The organism is Stenotrophomonas sp. YJH_SMC_29 (genome assembly GCF_059371235.1).
This window is the reverse complement of sequence record NZ_JCAFUK010000013.1, coordinates 12,275-31,045: the sequence shown is the minus strand read 5'-3', so window position 1 is coordinate 31,045 and position 18,771 is coordinate 12,275. Positions and strand designations below refer to the sequence as shown.

Annotated in this window: 22 protein-coding genes, 1 tRNA gene and 1 riboswitch; of the genes, 9 read left to right on the top strand and 14 right to left on the bottom strand. The window is 67.1% G+C overall.

The features are described from left to right. Positions 1-25: 25 nt before the first annotated feature. Entirely contained in the window at positions 26-1,147 is a 1,122-nt protein-coding gene (locus tag AC5P9I_RS14575; RefSeq protein ID WP_049464772.1) for an inorganic phosphate transporter, read from the bottom strand. A 13-nt stretch (positions 1,148-1,160) separates the two neighbouring features. Further along, the gene (locus AC5P9I_RS14570) at positions 1,161-1,787 is read right to left on the bottom strand and encodes a DUF47 domain-containing protein (protein ID WP_004152833.1); all 627 of its coding nucleotides are present in this window, start codon (positions 1,785-1,787) and stop codon (positions 1,161-1,163) included. A 292-nt stretch (positions 1,788-2,079) separates the two neighbouring features. Between AC5P9I_RS14570 and AC5P9I_RS14565 the strand changes: the two genes are divergently transcribed. Both AC5P9I_RS14565 and AC5P9I_RS14560 read left to right on the top strand, forming a co-directional pair. Next, a complete protein-coding gene (locus tag AC5P9I_RS14565; RefSeq protein ID WP_032959200.1) occupies positions 2,080-3,384 on the top strand; it encodes a hemolysin family protein in 1,305 nt (434 codons plus the stop codon). Next, positions 3,368-4,027, top strand: coding sequence for an exopolysaccharide biosynthesis protein (locus AC5P9I_RS14560; protein WP_049464770.1), 660 nt, complete (start codon positions 3,368-3,370; stop codon positions 4,025-4,027). The genes AC5P9I_RS14565 and AC5P9I_RS14560 overlap by 17 nt, the downstream gene beginning before the upstream one ends. 92 nt (positions 4,028-4,119) lie before the next feature. Here the strand turns inward: AC5P9I_RS14560 and AC5P9I_RS14555 are convergent, their stop codons facing one another. The 4 genes from AC5P9I_RS14555 to AC5P9I_RS14540 form a co-directional block, all read right to left on the bottom strand. Beyond that, positions 4,120-4,617: a pyridoxamine 5'-phosphate oxidase family protein gene (locus AC5P9I_RS14555; protein ID WP_014646688.1), complete on the bottom strand. Its 498-nt coding sequence runs from the start codon at positions 4,615-4,617 to the stop codon at positions 4,120-4,122. A 67-nt stretch (positions 4,618-4,684) separates the two neighbouring features. Further along, positions 4,685-5,680 carry an LLM class flavin-dependent oxidoreductase gene (locus tag AC5P9I_RS14550; protein ID WP_049464766.1) on the bottom strand — a complete coding sequence of 332 codons (996 nt, stop codon included), beginning with the start codon at positions 5,678-5,680 and terminating at the stop codon, positions 4,685-4,687. Positions 5,681-5,901: 221 nt separating this feature from the next. Next, on the bottom strand, positions 5,902-6,669 hold the full coding sequence (locus AC5P9I_RS14545; protein WP_049464764.1) for a sulfurtransferase: 768 nt from the start codon (positions 6,667-6,669) through the stop codon (positions 5,902-5,904). A 354-nt stretch (positions 6,670-7,023) separates the two neighbouring features. Beyond that, positions 7,024-7,389, bottom strand: coding sequence for a DUF6164 family protein (locus tag AC5P9I_RS14540; protein ID WP_049468563.1), 366 nt, complete (start codon positions 7,387-7,389; stop codon positions 7,024-7,026). 69 nt (positions 7,390-7,458) lie between these two features. On the opposite strand from AC5P9I_RS14540, the gene AC5P9I_RS14535 reads away from it, so the two are divergent. Next, positions 7,459-7,893 carry an FKBP-type peptidyl-prolyl cis-trans isomerase gene (locus AC5P9I_RS14535; protein ID WP_049468561.1) on the top strand — a complete coding sequence of 145 codons (435 nt, stop codon included), beginning with the start codon at positions 7,459-7,461 and terminating at the stop codon, positions 7,891-7,893. Next, positions 7,880-9,127, top strand: coding sequence for a TIGR03862 family flavoprotein (locus AC5P9I_RS14530; RefSeq protein ID WP_049468559.1), 1,248 nt, complete (start codon positions 7,880-7,882; stop codon positions 9,125-9,127). The genes AC5P9I_RS14535 and AC5P9I_RS14530 overlap by 14 nt, the downstream gene beginning before the upstream one ends. A gap of 37 nt (positions 9,128-9,164) precedes the next feature. On the opposite strand, the gene AC5P9I_RS14525 is transcribed toward AC5P9I_RS14530, so the two are convergent. The 4 genes from AC5P9I_RS14525 to AC5P9I_RS14510 form a co-directional block, all read right to left on the bottom strand. After that, entirely contained in the window at positions 9,165-9,626 is a 462-nt protein-coding gene (locus AC5P9I_RS14525) for a GNAT family N-acetyltransferase (RefSeq protein ID WP_049468557.1), read from the bottom strand. Between the two features lie 84 nt (positions 9,627-9,710). After that, positions 9,711-11,333 carry an FMN-binding glutamate synthase family protein gene (locus tag AC5P9I_RS14520; RefSeq protein ID WP_049468556.1) on the bottom strand — a complete coding sequence of 541 codons (1,623 nt, stop codon included), beginning with the start codon at positions 11,331-11,333 and terminating at the stop codon, positions 9,711-9,713. Positions 11,334-11,388: 55 nt separating this feature from the next. Further along, a complete protein-coding gene (locus AC5P9I_RS14515; RefSeq protein WP_049468554.1) occupies positions 11,389-12,675 on the bottom strand; it encodes a nucleotide sugar dehydrogenase in 1,287 nt (428 codons plus the stop codon). 143 nt (positions 12,676-12,818) lie between these two features. Beyond that, positions 12,819-13,253, bottom strand: a complete 435-nt coding sequence (locus tag AC5P9I_RS14510; protein WP_049468552.1) for a BLUF domain-containing protein — start codon at positions 13,251-13,253, stop codon at positions 12,819-12,821. Positions 13,254-13,384: 131 nt separating this feature from the next. Here AC5P9I_RS14510 and AC5P9I_RS14505 point away from each other — a divergent pair. Next, positions 13,385-13,471 (top strand) — tRNA-Leu (locus AC5P9I_RS14505). Between the two features lie 21 nt (positions 13,472-13,492). Here AC5P9I_RS14505 and hemN read toward each other — a convergent pair. Both hemN and AC5P9I_RS14495 read right to left on the bottom strand, forming a co-directional pair. Continuing rightward, complete coding sequence (gene hemN, locus AC5P9I_RS14500; protein ID WP_049468565.1) at positions 13,493-14,902, bottom strand: oxygen-independent coproporphyrinogen III oxidase; 1,410 nt, start codon at positions 14,900-14,902, stop codon at positions 13,493-13,495. Positions 14,903-14,946: 44 nt separating this feature from the next. Next, the gene (locus AC5P9I_RS14495) at positions 14,947-15,387 is read right to left on the bottom strand and encodes a group III truncated hemoglobin (protein ID WP_049468550.1); all 441 of its coding nucleotides are present in this window, start codon (positions 15,385-15,387) and stop codon (positions 14,947-14,949) included. Positions 15,388-15,566: 179 nt separating this feature from the next. Between AC5P9I_RS14495 and AC5P9I_RS14490 the strand changes: the two genes are divergently transcribed. Both AC5P9I_RS14490 and AC5P9I_RS14485 read left to right on the top strand, forming a co-directional pair. Next, entirely contained in the window at positions 15,567-15,854 is a 288-nt protein-coding gene (locus AC5P9I_RS14490) for a hypothetical protein (RefSeq protein WP_049468548.1), read from the top strand. Further along, positions 15,851-16,891 carry a 4Fe-4S dicluster domain-containing protein gene (locus AC5P9I_RS14485; RefSeq protein WP_049468545.1) on the top strand — a complete coding sequence of 347 codons (1,041 nt, stop codon included), beginning with the start codon at positions 15,851-15,853 and terminating at the stop codon, positions 16,889-16,891. The genes AC5P9I_RS14490 and AC5P9I_RS14485 overlap by 4 nt, the downstream gene beginning before the upstream one ends. 9 nt (positions 16,892-16,900) lie before the next feature. Here the strand turns inward: AC5P9I_RS14485 and AC5P9I_RS14480 are convergent, their stop codons facing one another. Together AC5P9I_RS14480 and AC5P9I_RS14475 are read right to left on the bottom strand one after the other, a co-directional pair. Next, entirely contained in the window at positions 16,901-17,137 is a 237-nt protein-coding gene (locus AC5P9I_RS14480) for a hypothetical protein (protein WP_049468543.1), read from the bottom strand. A 352-nt stretch (positions 17,138-17,489) separates the two neighbouring features. After that, entirely contained in the window at positions 17,490-17,699 is a 210-nt protein-coding gene (locus AC5P9I_RS14475) for a helix-turn-helix domain-containing protein (protein ID WP_080355561.1), read from the bottom strand. Between the two features lie 111 nt (positions 17,700-17,810). Here AC5P9I_RS14475 and AC5P9I_RS14470 point away from each other — a divergent pair, with 111 nt between their 5' ends. Further along, positions 17,811-18,212, top strand: a complete 402-nt coding sequence (locus AC5P9I_RS14470; protein WP_049468541.1) for a hypothetical protein — start codon at positions 17,811-17,813, stop codon at positions 18,210-18,212. A 22-nt stretch (positions 18,213-18,234) separates the two neighbouring features. Then, positions 18,235-18,297: riboswitch (Fluoride riboswitch) on the top strand. A gap of 81 nt (positions 18,298-18,378) precedes the next feature. Next, the gene (crcB, locus tag AC5P9I_RS14465) at positions 18,379-18,771 is read left to right on the top strand and encodes a fluoride efflux transporter CrcB (protein WP_049468539.1); all 393 of its coding nucleotides are present in this window, start codon (positions 18,379-18,381) and stop codon (positions 18,769-18,771) included.

Sequence of the window (18,771 nt, the reverse complement as noted above, 5' to 3'; positions counted from 1 at the left end):
GGCTCTGACCCCAGGGCTGCGGGCATCAGGTCCAGCCGAACAGCTCGAACAGCTTCAGGATCAGGTAGGCGCACCCGCCGGCCGCCGGGATGGTCAGGATCCAGGCCCAGACGATGCGCTCGATCACGCCGAACTTCAGCGAACGCGGGTTCTTGGCGAAACCGACGCCCATGATCGCGGTGGAGATGCTGTGCGTGGTCGAGACCGGCATGCCGAAGTGGGCCGCCAGGGTCAGGATGGTGGCCGAGCTGGTCTCCGCGGCGAAACCGTGGATCGGGTGCAGCTTGACCATCTTGTGGCCCAGGGTCTTGATGATCTTCCAGCCGCCCGAAGCGGTACCGGCCGCCATCACCACCGCACAGGTCAGCACGATCCACATCGCGATGCCGTCACCGGCATGCGCATCCGGGTGCATGAAGGCCAGCCAGGACGGCAGGTCATCCAGTGCGCCGGTGGCTTCGGCACCGATCAGGGTCATGGCGATGATGCCCATCGTCTTCTGGGCGTCATTGTGGCCGTGGGCAAAGCCCATGTAGGCCGCCGACGCGATCTGCGCCTTGCCGAAGAACGCGTTGACGATGCGCGGACGGGCCAGGCGACCGATGGCGCCACCGACCTTGGCCAGGCCGGCAATCAGCGCCCACAGCAGCACCATCACCACGATGCCAAGCAGGAAACCGGCGATCGGCGAGGTGATCATCGGCACGAACACCTTCCACAGCAGGCCCTTGTTCTGCGCCCAGCTGCCCAGGCGCTCGGACCAGATCAGCGCGTCCCAGTTGTTGTGGGCCGCGGCCAGGCCGGCGCCGCAGAGGCCACCGATCAGCGCGTGCGAGGACGAGGACGGCAGGCCCTTCCACCAGGTGATCAGGTTCCAGATGATGCCGCCCAGCAGGGCGCATAGGATCACCTGCGGGGTGACCTCGACCACGTTGGTGTTGAGCAGGCCCGAGGCGATGGTCAGCGCCACCGCGGTGCCGGTCAGCGCACCGATGAGGTTCATGAAGGCGGCCAGCATCACCGCCCAGCCGGGCGAGAGCACCTTGGTCGCCACCACCGTGGCAATGGAGTTGGCAGTGTCGTGGAAGCCGTTGATGAACTCGAAGACGAGCGCGGCCAGGATCACCACCAGGACAAGGGTCAACATGCGGCGGCGTCCGTCAGCTGTTCTTCAACACGATCTGGTACGCCACCACGCCGGCCTCGCGGCAGCGGTCGATGGCCTTTTCCAGGATCTCGAAGAATTCCTTCAGCAGGAACATCTGCAGGTTGTCCAGGCGGCCCGAATAGATGTCGCGGTACAGCTCGAGCATCAGGCGGTCGGCCTCGTTCTCCAGCGAGCGCAGCTTCTCGTTGAGCGCGGTCATCCGGTCCAGGTTCATGTGGCGCAGGTCGGCCACCATCTCCACCACCACGCCGGCGGCCTGTTCCAGCATCGCCGCGCGCGGCGCGAAGTCGATGTGCTCCAGGTGCGTCGTGGCCAGCGAATAGCGATCGGCGAACTTCTCGATCTGCTTCGGAATCTTGTACAGCGCCGAGCCCAGCGCTTCGATGTCTTCGCGCTCGATCGGGGTCATGAAGCTGTCCACCAGCGCCTGGCTGATCTTGTCCGAGGCGGCGCGTTCGCGCAGGCGGGCCAGCTTGAAGGCGTCCAGCGCGGGCTGGCGATCGGCCTCGCGCAGCATGGAATGCAGTGCCTTGGCGGCGTCGGACGCCGCGACGGCAGCCTCATCGAGCAGGGTGTAGAACTGTTTGCCGGAACCGAAAATGGTCTGCAGAGAGAACATTGAGAAACCTGTCAGCCGTCGCGGGAAGGACGGCACCAGACGGAATTATGACGGCTAGATGACCATCACGGGTATCCCCGCCGCCTTTCGGGGCGCCGGAACCCCCAACCTGAACAGGCGGTTGCCACCCTGCCACGCCCCTTTGCTAAGATGCCAGCGCGCCTTCGGGCGCACCTTATGGACGACGACCCTTATCCCCCTGCGCCGCGCCGGACCCCGTTCCTGAGCGCCTGCCGCCATCGCAAGCACCCGCCCTCCCTGCCACCAACCGGGGACGACGCCCGTGTTTGAAATGATCCTGATTGTCTTCGCGCTTGTTCTGCTGAACGGCTTCTTCGCCATGTCCGAGATGTCGGTCATGACCTCGCGCAAGAGTCGCCTGAAGCAGATGGCTGCCACCTCCAAGCGCGCGGCCAAGGCGCTGGAGCTGTCGGAGAAGCCGGAGAGCTTCCTGTCCACCGTGCAGATCGGCATCACCGTGATCGGCGTGCTGACCGGCTACCTCGGCGGTGAGGCGCTGGGCGAGGCCTTCGCCGGCTGGATCCAGGGGCTGATGCCGGGGTTTGCGTACGCGGGCAACATCGGTACCGCACTGGCCGTCAGCCTGATCACCTTCATCACGCTGATCTTCGGCGAACTGGTGCCCAAGCGCCTGGCGCTGACCCGCTCAGAGGCGATTGCCGGCCTGGTCGCGATGCCGATGAGCTGGTTGGCCAAGCTGGCCCTGCCCTTCGTCTGGCTGCTGTCCAAGACCACCCAGCTGGTGCTGCGCCTGTTCGGCCTGGGCAAGGATGAAGTCGCCTCGGTGACTGAAGAAGAGATCCGCATGCTCGTGGCCGAGAGCCATGAAGCCGGCGTGATCGACGCCCACGAGCGCGACATGATGAACCGTGTGATGCGCCTGGGTGACCGCACCGCCGACAGCCTGATGACCCCGCGCAACCGCATCGCCTGGCTGGATACCCAGGCCGGGCTGGAGCGCAACCTGGAAATCATGGCCGAGCACGAGTTCTCGCGGTACCCGGTGTACCGCGACAACGACATGGACGTGGTCGGCGTGCTTGAACTGAAGTCGCTGGCCACGCGCATGGCGCGCGGCGACAACGCGCTGTTCCAGACCCTGCGCGAACCGCTGTACGTCTCCGAATCGACCCATGCGATGAAGCTGCTGGAGATCTTCCGCGAGGAACAGCAGTCGATGGCGCTGGTGGTGGACGAGTACGGCGAGATCCAGGGCCTGGTGACCATCAGCGACCTGATGGGCGCCGTCGTCGGCCGCCTGCAGGCGGTGGAGAATGCCGATGAAGACGCGCTGGTGGTGACCCGCGAGGACGGTTCGCTGCTGGTGGATGGCTCGCTGCCGATCGAAGACCTGCGCGAGCTGATCGGCAGCAACGAGCTGCCCGATGCCGAGGACGGCGATTACTACACCCTGGCCGGCATGTGCATCCACTACTTCGGCCGCATCCCGCACGCAGGCGAGTACTTCGACTGGGCCGGCTGGCGCTTCGAAGTGGTCGACCTGGACGGTGCGCGGGTGGACAAGCTGCTGCTGCGCACGCTGTCCGACGAGCAGGCCGATGAGCTCACCGCCTGAGGCCGGCCAGGGTCCAGGCGGCGAGCGCCCGGCCTACCGCAACGAGGGCATCCGCACCCTGCTGGAGATGTTTGCCTCCGGCGACCCGGCCGAGCACATGCCGCTGGGCCAGATTCTCGGCAACCTGCAGCAGAGCGCGTTCGGCGTGTTCCTGTTCGTGGCGATCCTGCCGTCCTTCATCCCGATCCCGGGCATGGGCGGCGCGGTCAGTGGCCCGCTGGTGATCCTGATCGGCCTGCAGATGCTGTTCTGCCTGCGACGGCCCTGGCTGCCCGGTTTCGTCGCCCGCCGCGGGCCCAAGCGCGGCACCATGCACCGTTTCCTGGACCGCATCGACCGGCCGCTGCGGCGCCTGGACAGGATGCTGAGGCCACGCCTGCCGCAGCTGCTGACGCCTCTCCCCACCCACGCCTTCAGCGGCCTGCTGCTGGTGCTGCTGGGCCTGCTGCTGTCGTTGCCGATTCCCTTCACCAACTTCCTGTTCGGCTTCCAGCTGCTGCTGTTTTCGCTGGCGCTGCTGGAACGCGATGGCGCGCTGATGCTGTTCAACTGGATCGCCGCGTTGGCGGCGATCGCCTTCTTCGGTTTCAGTTCGGGGCAGCTGGTGGGCTACACGGTGGACCTGTTCCAGCGTTGGTTCTGAGCCGGAACCCGGTAGAGCCGGCCGCTGGCCGGCTGCCACGTTTCCAGGTCTGCCGGCCAGCGACCGGCACTACCCGTACCGGACGTCGGTCGTCACCGAAGATCGATGAAGCCGTTGTCGGCCAGTTGCGCCGGCTCGTCCTGCACCGCCGACAGCACGAAATTCAACGCCTTGCCCAGCAGCGTGCCCGGACCATCCCAATACTCGGCCGAATCGGCCCGCACGTGGATCAGGCGCAGGTTCGGGTCGTCTTTGCCGCCGGGGAAGAACAGCTTCATCGCCGGCGACCACAGTTCCTCGATCTTCGCCCGGTCGTCAACGATGCGCGCGCGCCCTGCCACCGAGACGTAGGTGTTCTTCGAAGGCGAGGCATAGGCCACGTTGACGTGCGGATCAAGCGCGATCTCGGCAACCTTCGGGCTGTCGGCGGTGATGACGAACCAAAGGTCACCGTCGAAGGTGACCTGCTGGGTGGCCAGCGGCCGGCTGTAGAGCCGCCCGTCGACGCCGGTGGTGGTGAACATCGCCACCTCCACGTCCTTGATCAGTTCGGCCAGCTGGGCGATGTGTTCGGCGCGGGTATCCGCCATGGGAGGCTCCAATGGGTAGAGCCCCCATCAGACCCGTCGCGGCTGCAACGGGCCGTGACGCCATTGTTCAGCCCGCGTGGCGGGCGTGCCAGGCCTGCATCGCCAGTTCGAACGAACGCAGGCGCGCGCGGTGGTCGTACAGGTTGGCGGTGAGCATCAGCTCGTCCGGCGAGTGCCGCTCAACGAACGCGGCGATGCCATCGGCCACCTGCTGCGGATCGCCGAGCACGGTGCAGGCCAGGGCCCGCTCCACGCCGAGCTTTTCGTGCGGCTCCCAGAACGCTTCGATGTCGTCGATCGGCGCCGGAATCTTGCCCGGCCGGCCGCGGCGCAGGTTGACGAAACTCTGCTGCTGGCTGGTGAACAGGCGGCGCGATTCAGCCTCGCTGTCACTGGCGACGACATTCAGGGCCAGCATCGCGTGCGGCTGCTTCCACGTGGCCGAGGGGCGGAACTCGCGGCGGTACACCGCCAGCGCCTCGTCCATGGCGTCGGGCGCGAAGTGCGAAGCGAACGCATAGGGCAGGCCCATCGCGGCGGCCATGCGCGCGCCGAACAGGCTGGACCCCAGGATCCAGGTCGGCACCCACAGGCCACCGCCCGGAACCGCCTGCACTGCCTGCCCGGGCTGTACCGGCTCGAAGTAGTGCAGCAGCTCGCGCACGTCCTGCGGGAACTGGTCGGCGCTGTCAAAGTAGCGGCGCAGTGCACGCGCAGTCGGCTGATCGGTGCCTGGCGCACGGCCGAGGCCGAGATCGATGCGGTCCGGATACAGCGACGCCAGCGTGCCGAACTGCTCGGCCACCTGCAGCGGCGCATGGTTGGGCAGCATGATGCCGCCGGCACCGACGCGGATGCGCCGGGTGCCGCCCGCGACGTGGCCGATCAGCACGGCCGTGGCCGCGCTGGCGATGCCCGGCATGTTGTGGTGTTCGGCCAGCCAGTAGCGGCGGTAGCCCAGCGCATCGGCATGCTGGGCCAGTTCCAGCATGTTGGCGAAGGCGGCGGTGGTGTCACTGCCCTCGCAGACCGGGGCCAGGTCAAGGATCGACAACGGGATCATCAGCGGTTTTCCGTCACAGGATCCCCCCTGCATGGGGTCGGCCGGGCGCAGCGGCCAGTGCCGGTGGCAGGATGCTGATTCCCGCGGCGCGGGTTCGGCGCTGACCGGGCCGATCCGGGTGCCCTGATCCGCGCCAAGCGCGATTGGTAGTGCCGGCCGCTGGCCGGCATTCAGGTAGAGGGCTTCGCGGCCGGCCAGCGGCCGGCTCTACCGGAGCGCGGTCAGAACGCGCTCGGGCGCGGCTCCGGCAACGGCTGGTCGACCATCGGCTTCAGTTCCGCATCCAGCGCAATGCGCTCGTCGAACACGAAGCAGCGGCCTTCGTAACCCTCGCCGCCCACCTCCTCGAAGTACCCCAGGATGCCGCCGTCGAGCTGCAGGACGTTGTCCATGCCGTCGTTGACCATCCACAGCGCTGCTTTCTCGCAGCGGATGCCACCGGTGCAGAAGCTGACCACCGTGCTGTCCTTCAACGCTTCGCGGTGCGGCGCCAGCGCCTCGGGCAGCTCGGTGAACTTGTGGATGGGCAGCACCAGCGCATCCTTGAACGTGCCGTACTCCACTTCCTGCAGGTTGCGGGTATCGAGCATCACCACCGGCTTGCCGGCGTCGTCATGCCCCTGCCGCAGCCAGCGCTGCACGGTGGCCGGGTCGACCGCCGGTGCGCGCGGATAGTCCAGCGGTTGGCCGTCATCGCGACGGAAGCTGATGATCTCGTCCTTCACCTTGGCCTTCAGCCTTGCGAACGGCTGGTGCTCACTCAGGCTGGTCTTGACCCGCATAGAGGCGAAACGCACATCGGCGCGCAGCGCCGCGTAGAAGTCCTCGACCGCGTCCGCTGCACCGGCCAGGAACAGGTTCAGTCCCTCGCCCGCCACCAGGATCGTGCCCCGCAACCCGCCCGCCTGGGCACGCGCCAGCAGCTGGTCGCACAGGGCCTGGGGGTGTTCGATGACGGCGAAATGGTAGGCAGCGGTGTTGGCGATCATCCCGCCATTTTAGCGCCTCCCGCCCGCACAGACAGATTCAGGGGTCAGAGCCCTCTGCACGGCAGAGGGATCCGGCCCCGGCAGGCACCCGAAACCTGTCAGGGGCAGGGCGGTGTGGGCAGGCGGGACCGTTGGCGCCATGGATGGCGCCATCGAGCCCCCAAGGGTGAGGGCGCTTTGCTTGCGAAGCACTGCTTCGCAAGCGCCCGAACGCACAGTCGCCAGCGGCTGGGCCGGACCGCGGAGCGGGGTTTACGGCGTGTCCCGCCTGCCCACACCGCCCTGCCCGCCACGGATTGCCTGCTGCTGTTGCCGTTGCATCGGCGGGTGCCGGGTGCAACCCGGCCGAACGCTCTACCCCCGCAACAGCACGAACGGCAGCAGCACCAGCGCCGCCGCAGCCACCATCCCCAGCAGTACCAGCACCACGTAGACCGGCCGCCGCCGGAACAGGCTGCCGAAGGTCTCCGCCGTGCCATCCCGCAACGCCTGCTCGCGCTCGGCGCGCACGCGCACGCCGCGCGCCGCCTGGTACTCGGCCATCAGCGCCTTCGCGCGCGGATGATCGGCGTCCTCGCGCAGCCACAGGCCACCGTTGGAAATGCCCCAGGGGCTGGGTTCGGTGCGATACCAGGCGATGCCGTGCTGGTCGAGCAGCGTGCAGACATCGGCATATTCGTCGTCACCGACATTGCGCAGATTGAGCAGGAGTTTTGCCATGCCGCCATGATACCCGGCGCCGATGCGCTACCCTTGCCGCCCTCGACCTGCGCCTACCGGAGACGCCCGATGCGCCGCCTGCTGCTTCCCCTGCTGCTGTCCCTCGCCGCCGCTGGCTGCTCGACCGAACCGTCCGGCCCGCCGCCGGGGGGCACCCTGACCACCTTCGAGCGCATCGATACCGTCGCTGGCACCGGCACCGAAGCCGTTCCCGGCAGCAAGGTCACCGTGCACTACACCGGCTGGATCTACGACAACCGCACCGAGACCAAGCACGGCAAGACCTTCGACAGTTCCTTCAAGCACGGCCAGCCGTTCACCTTCGCGCTCGGCGCCGGCCAGGTCATCCGCGGCTGGGATGAGGGCGTGGCCGGCATGAAGGTCGGCGGCAAGCGCACGCTGATGATCCCGCCGGACTACGGTTACGGCGACCGCGGGGTCGGCCCGATTCCGGCCGGTTCGTCGCTGGTGTTCGACGTCGAGCTGCTTGATGTCAAACCGTAATTCCGCCGATGCGCGTCGGGTTGCCGTGATCGGTGGTGGCCCGGCCGGCCTGTTCGCTGCCGAGCGCCTGCGCGCCGCCGGGCTGGACGTCGACCTGTACGAGGCGAAGGGGTCGCCTGGCCGCAAGTTCCTGATCGCCGGCAAGGGCGGGCTCAACCTCACCCACTCCGATCCGCGTCCGCTGTTCGACCGCCGTTACCGCGAACAGGCCGCTGCCGTGGGCCGCTGGCTGGACGGCTTCGACGCGCAGGCACTGCGCGACTGGGCCGCCGGCCTGGGCGTGGAGACCTATGTGGGCAGCTCGGGCCGCGTGTTCCCGGTCGACCGCAAGGCCGCGCCGCTGCTGCGCGGCTGGGTGCGCCGCCTGAAGGAACAGGGCGTGCGCCTGCATGCCAACCATCGCTGGATCGGCTGGAGTGACGACGGCGCGCTTCGCTTCGCCACTGAAGCGGGCGAAATCGAGGTTCACGCCGATGCCACCGTGCTGGCCATGGGGGGCGGCAGCTGGCCACAGCTGGGCAGTGATGGCGCCTGGGTCGCTGCCCTGCAGGCGCGTGGCGTCGATGTCGCGCCGCTGCAGTCGGCCAATTGCGGTTTCGACGTGGACTGGACGCCGTTCTTCGCCCAGCGCAACGCCGGCGCGCCGTTGAAGCCGGTAGTCGCGCACTGGATCGACCCGGACGGACAACCACAGTCGCTGCAGGGCGAATGCGTGGTCAGCGGATACGGCATCGAAGGCAGCCTGGTGTACGCACTGGCGGCGGATCTGCGCGAGACCGTCAACCGTGATGGCCACGCCATGCTGTGGTTGGACCTGGTGCCGGGCCGCGACGAGGCGCGCCTGCAGGCCGAACTGTCGCGCCCGCGCAAGGGCCGCAGCTTCGGTGAGCACCTGCGCCGCCAGGCCGGCCTGGACGCGGTGAAGGCCGCGCTGGTGTTCGAGTTGCTCGGCAAGGACGCGGGCAACGACCTAGCGTCGGTCGCTGCCACGCTCAAGCGCCTGCCGCTGCGGCTGCTGCGGCCGCGACCCATGGCCGAAGTGATCAGCACTGCCGGCGGCGTGCGCCTGGATGCGATGGACGACGGCCTGATGCTGCGGGCAGTGCCCGGCGTGTTCTGCGCCGGCGAGATGCTGGACTGGGAAGCGCCGACGGGTGGCTACCTGCTGACTGCGTGTTACGCCAGTGGCCTGCGCGCGGCCGAGGGCGTGATCGCGTGGTTGGCCGGGCGGTGATGCCTGCGTTGTAGCGTCGAGCAAGCTCGACGCTACATCACCACGGCCGGCGCATGCTCACCGAGGCCAGCGCCACGCCGCTGGGATGCGGGTAAGTCTCTTCGCGCACGCTGAAAAAGCCCTGACGTTGATAGAACGGCACGGCATTGAGCGAGGCCGACAGCACCACCTCACGCCCGCGGTCTGCCATCGCCAGCAACCGCTGCATCAGGGCCTGGCCGATGCCCTGCCCACCGCGGTCCGGATCAACGAACAATGCATCGACTTCGTTGGCGTCGATATCGAACACGCCGAAGCCGAGCAGGCCGCCCTGCCCGTCCTCGGCCACCACGCAACCGCCCTGCCCCAGCAACCGCGCGTACTGCGAAGGTGGCGGCGATGCCGACCACGGTGCAATGACCTCGGGAGGGTAGTGACTGCTGCAGGTTTCACGTACACAACGCGTGCGCAGCGCCCACAGCGTGGCGACATCATCGATGGTGCCGGTCCTGAACTGCATCACGTCTCCTTGTAGCGTCGAGCCCTGCTCGACTGTTCTTCGTTCCAGACAAGCAGTCGAGCATGGCTCGACGCTACAGGGACATTAGCGCGACTTGCTGGCGCGCAGCGCCTGGATCTTCGGCGGCGGCTGGAACGAGTCGCTGCGCGCATCGGCCCAGAACGCATGGAACACCGCATGGTCGGGCACCTTGTGCAGCAGCTCACCGGGTTCCAGATAGCGGTACAGCGACGCCAGCGAGCGGATCTCCACGGGCGAAACACGACGCAGGATGTGCTCCGGCCCCAGCTCGGCCGGATCGTTCAGGCCCGCGGCACACAACAACTCCTTCAACGCATGCAGCGTGTGCTCGTGATAGCTGTACACCCGGGTGGCCTTGTCCGGTGCATCCAGGTGCTTCCAGCGCGCCGGGTCCTGGGTGGCGATGCCGGTCGGGCACTTGTCGGTGTGGCAGCTCAGCGACTGGATGCATCCCAGTGCGAACATGAAGCCACGACCGGCGTTGCACCAGTCGGCACCGAGGGCGATGGTGCGCGCGATGTCGAATGCACTGGTGATCTTGCCGGCCGCGCCGATGCGGATGCGCTCGCGCAGGTCCAGGCCGACCAGGGTGTTGTGCACCAGCAGCAGTGCTTCGTGCATCGGTACGCCGACATGGTCGACAAATTCGGCCGGTGCCGCGCCGGTGCCGCCCTCGGCACCATCGACGACGATGAAGTCCGGCAGCAGCCCGGTTTCCTGCATCGCCTTGGCGATGCCGAACCATTCCCACGGGTGGCCGATGGCCAGCTTGAAACCAACCGGCTTGCCACCGGACAGCTCGCGCAGCCGGGCCACGAACTGCAGCAGCTCGACCGGCGTGGAGAAGGCCGAGTGACGCGACGGCGAGACGCAGTCCACGCCCATTGGCACGCCACGGGTGGCCGAGATCTCGGCGGTCACCTTCGGTGCCGGCAGCACGCCGCCGTGGCCGGGCTTGGCGCCCTGCGACAGCTTGATCTCGATCATCCTGACCTGGTCGTGGGTGGCATTGGCGATGAAGCGCTCTTCGCTGAAGCCGCCCTTCTCGTCACGGCAACCGAAATAGCCCGAGCCGATCTCCCACACCAGGTCGCCGCCCATCTCGCGGTGGTACGGCGAAATCGAACCTTCGCCGGTGTCGTGGTAGAAACCACCGCGCCGCGCGCCTTCGTTCAATGCGCGGATCGCATTGGCCGACAGGGAACCAAAGCTCATCGCCGAAATATTGAACACGCTCGCCGAATACGGCTTTGCACAGTTGGCACCGATCAGCACGCGGAAATCGTGCTTGGCGATGGCGGTCGGCGCCAGCGAGTGGTTGATCCACTCATAATCCACCGCATAGGTGCTGCGCAGGGTGCCGAACGGCACCGTGTCCATCTCGTTCTTGGCGCGCTGGTAGATCAGCGCACGCTGCTGGCGCGAGAACGGCACGTCCTCCAGGTCGCTCTGCACGAAGTACTGGCGGATCTCCGGGCCGATCGATTCCAGGCCGTAGCGGAAATGCGCCATCACCGGATAGTTGCGGCGCAGCGTGCTGCGCTTCTGCAGCAGGTCCCAGGTCCCCAGCGCCACCATCGCGGCAGTCAGGCCGACGCCCCAGTACCAGGCTGGCCAGATCGTGGCCAGCCACAGGCAGATGGGAAACATCAGGATGGCGAGCAGGTAGACGATATACCGGTGCATGGCGTTCCTTGGTTGCAACTGCCTGCGAGTCTACCGCGCCGGCCAGCACCGGCGTTTACAGGCGAGCGTCAACCACATTGCGCGGCCAGGCCGATTTCACGTCGTAGACCAGGCCATCAGGTGCCAGCAACGCCTGGATCTGCGCCTCGTCCATCGCCTTGAAACGGGCGTGGGCCACCGCCAGCACCACCGCGTCGTAACGCCCCGCCTGCGGCTCGGGCCGCCAGTCCAGGCCCGCATCGGCCAATGCCGCCGGGCCGACCCACGGGTCGCTGACCTCGACCTCGGCGCCGGCATCACGCAGGCGCTGCGCCAGCTCGAGCGCGCGGCTGTTGCGCAGGTCCGGGCAATCCTCCTTGAAGGTCACGCCCAGCACCAGGATGCGCGACTGTGCGGGTGCGCGGCCGCGTTCGGCCAGCATCGCCAGCACCCGCGACGCCACATGTTCACCGACGCGGTTGTTGACCTGCCGCGCGGTGTGGATCAGGTCGGGGTGGTAGCCCACGCTCTCGGACTTGTGCAGCAGGTAGTACGGGTCCACGCCGATGCAGTGGCCGCCGACAAGCCCCGGCCGGAAAGGCAGGAAGTTCCATTTGCTGCCGGCGGCATCGAGTACATCCTGGGTATCGATGCCGAGCCGGTCAAAGATCAGCGCCAGCTCATTGACCAGCGCGATGTTGACGTCACGCTGGATGTTCTCGACCACCTTGGCCGCTTCGGCCACGCGCATCGATGGCGCCGGGAAGGTCCCGGCGGCGATGATGCGCTGGTACAGGCCATCGATCACCGCCGCCACTTCCGGCGTCGAGCCGGAAGTGATCTTGCGGATGTCGGCCAGGCGCCGATGGCGGTCGCCGGGACTGACCCGTTCCGGGCTGTAACCGCAGTAGAAGTCCACGTTGAAGCGCAGCCCGGAGACCTGCTCCAGCAGCGGCACGCAGACTTCTTCGGTGGTGCCGGGATACACCGTGGATTCGTAGATCACCAGGTCGCCCGCGCGAAGATGGCTGGCGATCAGGCGCGTGGCCGAACGCAGCGGCTCCAGGTCGGGCTGCTCGTACGCATCGATCGGCGTCGGCACGGTGACGATGTAGACGTTGCAGGCATCCAGCAGGTCCGGCTCGCTGCCGTACTGCAGCAGTTGCGCACTGGCCAGCTCGTCGGCCTCCATTTCCAGCGTATGGTCCCGGCCATCGCGCAGCTCGGCGATGCGATCGGCATCGATGTCAAAGCCGAGGGTCGGCCAGTGCCGGCCGAAGGCCACGGCCAGCGGCAACCCCACGTAGCCCAGCCCGATCACCGCGAAACGCGGCGACTCCGCCGCCGACAGCGGCGCGCTCACTGGCGCATCCCGCGCAACCGATGAAATCGCATGCGCGCTGGCATGGCTTCGGCCGACCTGCTCATTCGCTGTACCACCCCGGGATGATTCACACCAGAAAGGCCCCAGCGTAACGGTCCGCGGGCCTCGCCGCCAAGGCGGGTTCAGGACCCCAGCGCGACCGCCGCCGGTTCCAGTTCACCGTCGGCGCCGGTCCAGGCCTGCAGCAGCCGTTCGAAACCCCCGCTGCCGAGCAGGAAGCCCGGCCACGCGGCGTCGACGATCTGTGCCAGCAGCTCCGCCTCGATGCGGCGGGTGCCCATCGACCAGCGCGGAAACGCCCGCTGCGCCACCGGTGCCCGGCACAGCACCTTCAGCTGGCCATGGCTGCGCGCGTTGACGATGCGCTGGTACACCGAATCGATGCCATCCTCCGGCCCTTCCAGGTACTGCAGGAAACGGCTGCCATCGAACATCAGCACACCGGTGACACCGGCTACCCGGTTGAATGCCGTGGCGTCGGCCAGCACGCGGTCAAGATCGGTTGTCCGCAGATCGGCGCGGGCCTCACTGGCATAGGCAATCGCGTGCAGCGACATCGGGCAGCTCCCCCCCTGGGAACAATGGCTTGGACTATGACATGAACGGGAGCGACAGTTAAGCATGCCGCCGCCGTTCCGCAATCCGGCCGGAAATGCGCAGCTGGGCTACAATCGGCGCCGCGCTGCAGGCCCGGATGGCGAAACTGGTAGACGCATCGGACTTAAAATCCGCCGGGGGCAACCCCATGCCGGTTCGATTCCGGCTCCGGGCACCACGCCTTTCGCACCCCGCAGCGTCAGATCGCACGCGAGTAGCGCGGCTGCTCATGCGCCGCACGCAGGTACGGATCGAAGCACATCGCCAGCAGCCGCAGCAGCGGCCGCCCCGGCTCGCTGGCGCGCACCACACCGTCGCGGTATTCGGCCAGCCCGTCTTCCTGCAGCCGCTGCACCGAACGCAGGTCTTCGGCGAAGTACTGCTCGAATGCGATGCCATGGCGCTGCCCCAGCATGGCGCCGTCCACCTCGCCCTGGCACATCAGCTGCTGGATCAGTTCGGCGCGCAGCTGGTCGTCGGCACTCAACGCTACGCCACGCCAGACCGGCAACTGGCCCTGGTCCACCGCGTCCTCCCACGACGGCAGGTCGCGCGGATTCTGGCTGTAGGTGGCACCAATGTGGCTGATCGCACTCACGCCCAGGCCCAGCAGATCGGTGTCGGCATGGGTGGTATAGCCCATGAAGTTGCGATGCAGCTGGCCGGCACGCTGCGCGCGAGAGAGATCTTCTTCCGGCAGCGCAAAATGATCCATGCCGATGTACTGGTAGCCTGCGGCAGAGAGCTTCTCCACCGCCAAGCCCAGCAGCGCCAGCTTGTCTTCCGGTGAAGGCAACCGGCGTTCATCGATCTGCTTCTGCGCGCGGAACAGATGCGGCAGATGCGCGTAGCCATACACCGCCAGGCGATCCGGGCGCAGCGCCAGCACCTGTTCGAGGGTGCGGCCGAATCCCTGCAGGCTCTGCCCCGGCAACCCATAGATCAGGTCGACGTTGACCGAACGCATACCGCTGTCACGGCACGCACGCAGGATGTCCAGCGTCTGCTGCACGCCCTGCATGCGGTTGATCGATTCCTGCACCTGCGGATCGAAATCCTGCACGCCCAGGCTGGCCCGGTTGAAGCCCAGCCGTGCCAGCATCGCCACGTCATGGGTATCGATGAAGCGCGGATCGAGTTCGATCGAAAAATCGCGCTGCGGCGAATCGCTGAAGTCGAAGCGCCGGCGCAGGCCTTCCACCAGCGTGGTCATCGCCCCGGCATCGAGGAAGTTCGGCGTACCGCCGCCCAGATGCAGCTGGATGACCTCACGGCCATCCTCGAACTGCGGTGCCAGCAGATCGGCCTCGGCCAGCACGCGCGATACATAGCTGTGGCCACGACCGCGGTCGCGGGTGATCACCCGGTTGCAGCCGCAGTAGAAGCAGGGACTGGAACAGAACGGCACGTGCACGTACAGCGACAACGCGCGGGCCAGCCGGTTGCTGTCGGCGATTGCCTGGCGCAGCGCCGGTGCGTCGAAGCCATCGTGGAAGTGCGGTGCGGTCGGATACGAGGTGTAGCGCGGCCCTGGCCGGTCGTGCCGGCGCAGCAGGTCGGGGTCGAAGGTCCAGGCCAGGCCACCGGCGGCGGGAGAGAACGTGTCCATGCGGCCAGCATCGCGCGGCCTGGCCGCAACCGCCTTGACCCAGATCAATCCCGGGCGGGGATCCCCAGCACCGGCAGGCCAACCTGTGGCCAGCGCAGCATCTGGTAGCGCTTCCAGAAGGTGTCACCGATGCGCGCGGCCACGTCGTTGGCCAGTTCCTGCATCGGCGCATTGCCGCACTCGGCAGTGGTGATGCGGAACAGCGCCAGCCAGCGATCAAACAGATCCTTGTCCAGCTCGATGGCCATGTGCTTGGACATCGGCGAGCCCTTGAAACGGCGCGTACCGCGCAGCATCGCAGACCAGAAATCGACCAGCTGCGCCAGGTGTTCCGGCCAGTCGCGCACATGCGCGTCGAACACCGGCCCCAACCGTTCTTCCCCGCGCACGCGCGCATAGAAATCGTGGACCAGGCGGGTCACTTCCTGCTCGCTGCAAAGCTCGGCCGAAGCGACGGGAAGGACAGGCGGCGGTGTTGCGTTCATCGGGGCACCCAGGGCTTGCCGGCAGTGTGCCGCGACAGGCCGGCACCACCGTTGATCCAGATCAATGTCGGCGCGGTCCACTGCACCTAGGCTGGCACGCCTGCAGGAAACATGCCCTGCGGATGCTGCGCCGGCCTCGGCGGAGTATACGCGCCGCCCTCATTCCGATCCGGGAAAGCATGAACAGACCCTCTCCCAGCCGTCGCCAGCAGCTGATCCAGCACTGGGGTGCCATTCTCTGGCCAAGCTTCATCGCGGCCGGCGTGGCCAGCGTGGTGTTCTTCGCCTTCGTCGACCCGCTCCGGCTGCAGGCGATCAGCTTTCCGGCTACGCCGATCAGCCGCGAACTGGGCTACACGGCAGGCTTCTTCATGTTCTGGACGGTGACGGCACTGTCCAGCGCGGTCACCTGGTACCTGCAACGGCCCATGCCCGGCGACGACGACGACGAGCTGCCACTGGGATGACCACGAAGCCCACCCGCCCCTGGCGTTGGCGCGGCATGCTCAGCGTGCTCGTGCTGGCCCTGTTCTATGCGCTGCCGTGGCTGCGTTGGGAGGGCCACCAGGCCGTGCTGCTGGACATCAACGCACGGCGCTTCGACCTGCTTGGCTGGACGCTGTGGCCAGGCGACGTCGGCGTGCTGATCGGGATGCTGGCCGTGATGGCGGTGGGGCTTGCACTGCTGACCCACCTGGCCGGACGCGTCTGGTGTGGCCATGCCTGCCCGCAGACGCTGTGGCGCCGTGCCTTCGACGGGATCGCACGCGGCATGGCCCGGGTGCTGCCGGTGCCGGCCGTAGGCCCCGCCACCCAGGTAGCCTGGGCGGTGCTCTCGCTGTGGACCGGCATCACCTTCGTCGGCCTGTTCAGCCCGATCAGCGAGCTGGTGGCAGCGGCACCGCGCATCGGCTGGAGCGGCTGGGAAACGTTCTGGGTGCTGTTCTATGCCGCAGCCACCTGGGGCAATGCCGGCGTGCTGCGCGAACAGGTCTGCCGATCGCTGTGCCCGTTTGCACGCATGCAGCCGTTGCTCACCGATCCGCATACACCGCGGATGCTGTACGACGCACGCCGGGGCGAACCGCGCGGCGCACGCCCGTCCGGCCTCGGCGGCGTGCTGGGCCGCGGCCGCGGCCTGCTCGACCCGGTGACCGCCCAGGACTACGTGTTCCGCGCGGCACATCCGCTGCTGGCCGGACCCATGCCGACCTTCAGCGCAGACCGCCTGGGCGATTGCACCGATTGTGCCGCCTGTGTCCGCGCCTGCCCGATGCAGCTGGACATCCGCCAGGGACCGCAGGCCGATTGCCTGGCCTGCGGCGCCTGCCTGGACGCCTGTGCGCAGGAACAGCACCAGGCCGGTTTCGGGCCGGGCCTGGTGCGCTACTGCAGTCCGCAGGCAATGGCCGGGCAACCGCGGCAGTGGTGGCGAGCGCGGACCCTGGCACTGCTGTCGACGCTGCTGGCGCTGCTGGCCTGCGGCGCCTGGCGCCTGCTGTGAATCAACCGGTCAACGCGGCCCGCTGGCGTGCGGCGGAACCAGCTGCGCACGCCGTACGATGCCGAGCTGCTCGATGATGAGCGCCATTTCATTGGTGAATTCGGTGCGCTCGGTCCCCTGCGGAACCAGGCGGTCAAGCACCTGCTGGTAGGTATCCCAGAACGCCGGACCGCATCCGTGTTTGTGATAACTGGCTTCCAGTTCGCGGCGTACCCGTTCAGCCAAGCCATGCATGCCGTATTCCATACGACCTCCGTTGGACTTGTTCTGCATCGTTGACGGTCTACCGACTCACTTGCGAGCTACTGAAAGACTCCCGGGCTTCACGTCCGGTTGATCCCAATTAGTCACAGATTTCACGACAGGTCAATTACATACGGCGACTTTTGTGATTTAAATTATTAATCGTTCACGAAAGTACATACGGGGAGGCAGGTTCCCCGGATGGGCTGGACCCGACACAGCCTTCCATCCTCCATCCGCCGCTCCGTTAGGCATCGTCGATGGTCAATCCCGTGCCCATCGAACTTTCCTATGTTGCTAAGCGTACTTTGCAAATGGCCCATGCGGTGTTGCATGCGACAAAAGGCGGCGTAACTCACGCCTGTTCGGACTGTGTTGCCTGAGTTGCCGGGAACAGGTTGGGGTATCGCTGATGCAGGATGTATTGACGTAGCGCAGGAATCGGGAAATCCCGAGGCCATTGCGACACTGCGGATCGGCTTATGCCAAAGAAGCGCGCCAGTTCGGCGTCGGTCCGGAAACCCAGCCGGGTGCGCACCTGCCGCTTGCTCCAGAAATCGGTCACGGTCGGTCCTTCTGTTAACCAGACTTATTCTTGGAACAAGGGTTCTTTGCGATCCACGCGTTAAGCTGGCTTGCATAGATGAATACTCTCGGCCAACGACTCGCCATTGCCATGAAGAAAGCCGGCCACCCGCGCCCGGCCGATCTGGCCCGCGCCGCCGCTTCGACGACGGCAACCATCAGCAACTGGCTCAACGACCATGTCAGCCCCGCCCACGTGAAGGCCGAACAGCTGTTCCGCATCGCCGATGCTGCCAAGCTGGACGCGCGCGAACTGCTGTACGGCGTGGGCGGGCTTGGCGTCGGTGAGCGGGGCAACACCTATATCCCCAGCCAGGCCCACCTGGATGTCTGGCAGGACGCCTACGAACTGGTCAGCCACCTAGTGGAGGAGAAAGGGCTGGAGATCGACCATCGCCGCCACGCGGCCCTGGACCTGCTGGCCTTCGAGCTGCTGATGGACGGCTTCAGCCGCAGCAAGGTCATCCGGGTGCTGACGACCTCCATGACGTGAATGCACCGACGCTGGTAGCATGGTCGGCGATGGGGATGGGGCTCCCCCGATAACCGCCTGAACGGCTGATGGCTCCTGCCAGGACGAACCGGCGTTCGTCGACGGCAGGCGGTGCCTGCCCTCGGCGTTCGCCATCGAATCAGCGAACCCGCACCCGAGGCACGTGATGCACGCTCTGAACAACTACCTCCTGGTTTTCATCGGCGGCGGGCTCGGCGCCTGCGTTCGCCACGCCTGCAACCTGATGGGTGCGCGGGTGGCCGCTGGCAGTCCGTGGCCCTGGTCGACCTTCCTGATCAACATCAGCGGTGCGCTGCTGATGGGCGTGCTGGTCGAGGCCTTCGCCCTGCGCAACGGCGCGTCACCGCAGCTGCGCCTGCTGTTGGCCACCGGCATCCTCGGCGGCTACACCACGTTCTCCACCTACGCGCTGGAAATCGGCGTGCTGCTGCAGCGCGGGCAGCTCGGCCTGGCCGCGCTGTATGCCGGCGGCTCGGTGGCACTGGGCCTGGTCGGCCTGTTCGCTGGCATGAAGCTGGCCCGGCTGGTGCTGGGCTGA

What these genes read in the sequence shown, in the direction of transcription:
- AC5P9I_RS14490 (WP_049468548.1), top strand. Translation starts at nt 15,567, where the DNA reads ATGAACAGACCCTCTCCCAGCCGTCGCCAGCAGCTGATCCAGCACTGG.
- AC5P9I_RS14535 (WP_049468561.1), top strand. Translation starts at nt 7,459, where the DNA reads ATGCGCCGCCTGCTGCTTCCCCTGCTGCTGTCCCTCGCCGCCGCTGGC.
- AC5P9I_RS14470 (WP_049468541.1), top strand. Translation starts at nt 17,811, where the DNA reads ATGAAGAAAGCCGGCCACCCGCGCCCGGCCGATCTGGCCCGCGCCGCC.
- AC5P9I_RS14560 (WP_049464770.1), top strand. Translation starts at nt 3,368, where the DNA reads ATGAGCTCACCGCCTGAGGCCGGCCAGGGTCCAGGCGGCGAGCGCCCG.
- AC5P9I_RS14540 (WP_049468563.1), bottom strand. Translation starts at nt 7,389, where the DNA reads ATGGCAAAACTCCTGCTCAATCTGCGCAATGTCGGTGACGACGAATAT.
- AC5P9I_RS14550 (WP_049464766.1), bottom strand. Translation starts at nt 5,680, where the DNA reads ATGATCCCGTTGTCGATCCTTGACCTGGCCCCGGTCTGCGAGGGCAGT.
- AC5P9I_RS14510 (WP_049468552.1), bottom strand. Translation starts at nt 13,253, where the DNA reads ATGTCGCTGCACGCGATTGCCTATGCCAGTGAGGCCCGCGCCGATCTG.
- AC5P9I_RS14575 (WP_049464772.1), bottom strand. Translation starts at nt 1,147, where the DNA reads ATGTTGACCCTTGTCCTGGTGGTGATCCTGGCCGCGCTCGTCTTCGAG.
- AC5P9I_RS14495 (WP_049468550.1), bottom strand. Translation starts at nt 15,387, where the DNA reads ATGAACGCAACACCGCCGCCTGTCCTTCCCGTCGCTTCGGCCGAGCTT.
- AC5P9I_RS14555 (WP_014646688.1), bottom strand. Translation starts at nt 4,617, where the DNA reads ATGGCGGATACCCGCGCCGAACACATCGCCCAGCTGGCCGAACTGATC.
- hemN (WP_049468565.1), bottom strand. Translation starts at nt 14,902, where the DNA reads ATGGACACGTTCTCTCCCGCCGCCGGTGGCCTGGCCTGGACCTTCGAC.
- crcB (WP_049468539.1), top strand. Translation starts at nt 18,379, where the DNA reads ATGCACGCTCTGAACAACTACCTCCTGGTTTTCATCGGCGGCGGGCTC.
- AC5P9I_RS14530 (WP_049468559.1), top strand. Translation starts at nt 7,880, where the DNA reads ATGTCAAACCGTAATTCCGCCGATGCGCGTCGGGTTGCCGTGATCGGT.
- AC5P9I_RS14480 (WP_049468543.1), bottom strand. Translation starts at nt 17,137, where the DNA reads ATGGAATACGGCATGCATGGCTTGGCTGAACGGGTACGCCGCGAACTG.
- AC5P9I_RS14525 (WP_049468557.1), bottom strand. Translation starts at nt 9,626, where the DNA reads ATGCAGTTCAGGACCGGCACCATCGATGATGTCGCCACGCTGTGGGCG.
- AC5P9I_RS14545 (WP_049464764.1), bottom strand. Translation starts at nt 6,669, where the DNA reads ATGATCGCCAACACCGCTGCCTACCATTTCGCCGTCATCGAACACCCC.
- AC5P9I_RS14565 (WP_032959200.1), top strand. Translation starts at nt 2,080, where the DNA reads ATGATCCTGATTGTCTTCGCGCTTGTTCTGCTGAACGGCTTCTTCGCC.
- AC5P9I_RS14485 (WP_049468545.1), top strand. Translation starts at nt 15,851, where the DNA reads ATGACCACGAAGCCCACCCGCCCCTGGCGTTGGCGCGGCATGCTCAGC.
- AC5P9I_RS14520 (WP_049468556.1), bottom strand. Translation starts at nt 11,333, where the DNA reads ATGCACCGGTATATCGTCTACCTGCTCGCCATCCTGATGTTTCCCATC.
- AC5P9I_RS14570 (WP_004152833.1), bottom strand. Translation starts at nt 1,787, where the DNA reads ATGTTCTCTCTGCAGACCATTTTCGGTTCCGGCAAACAGTTCTACACC.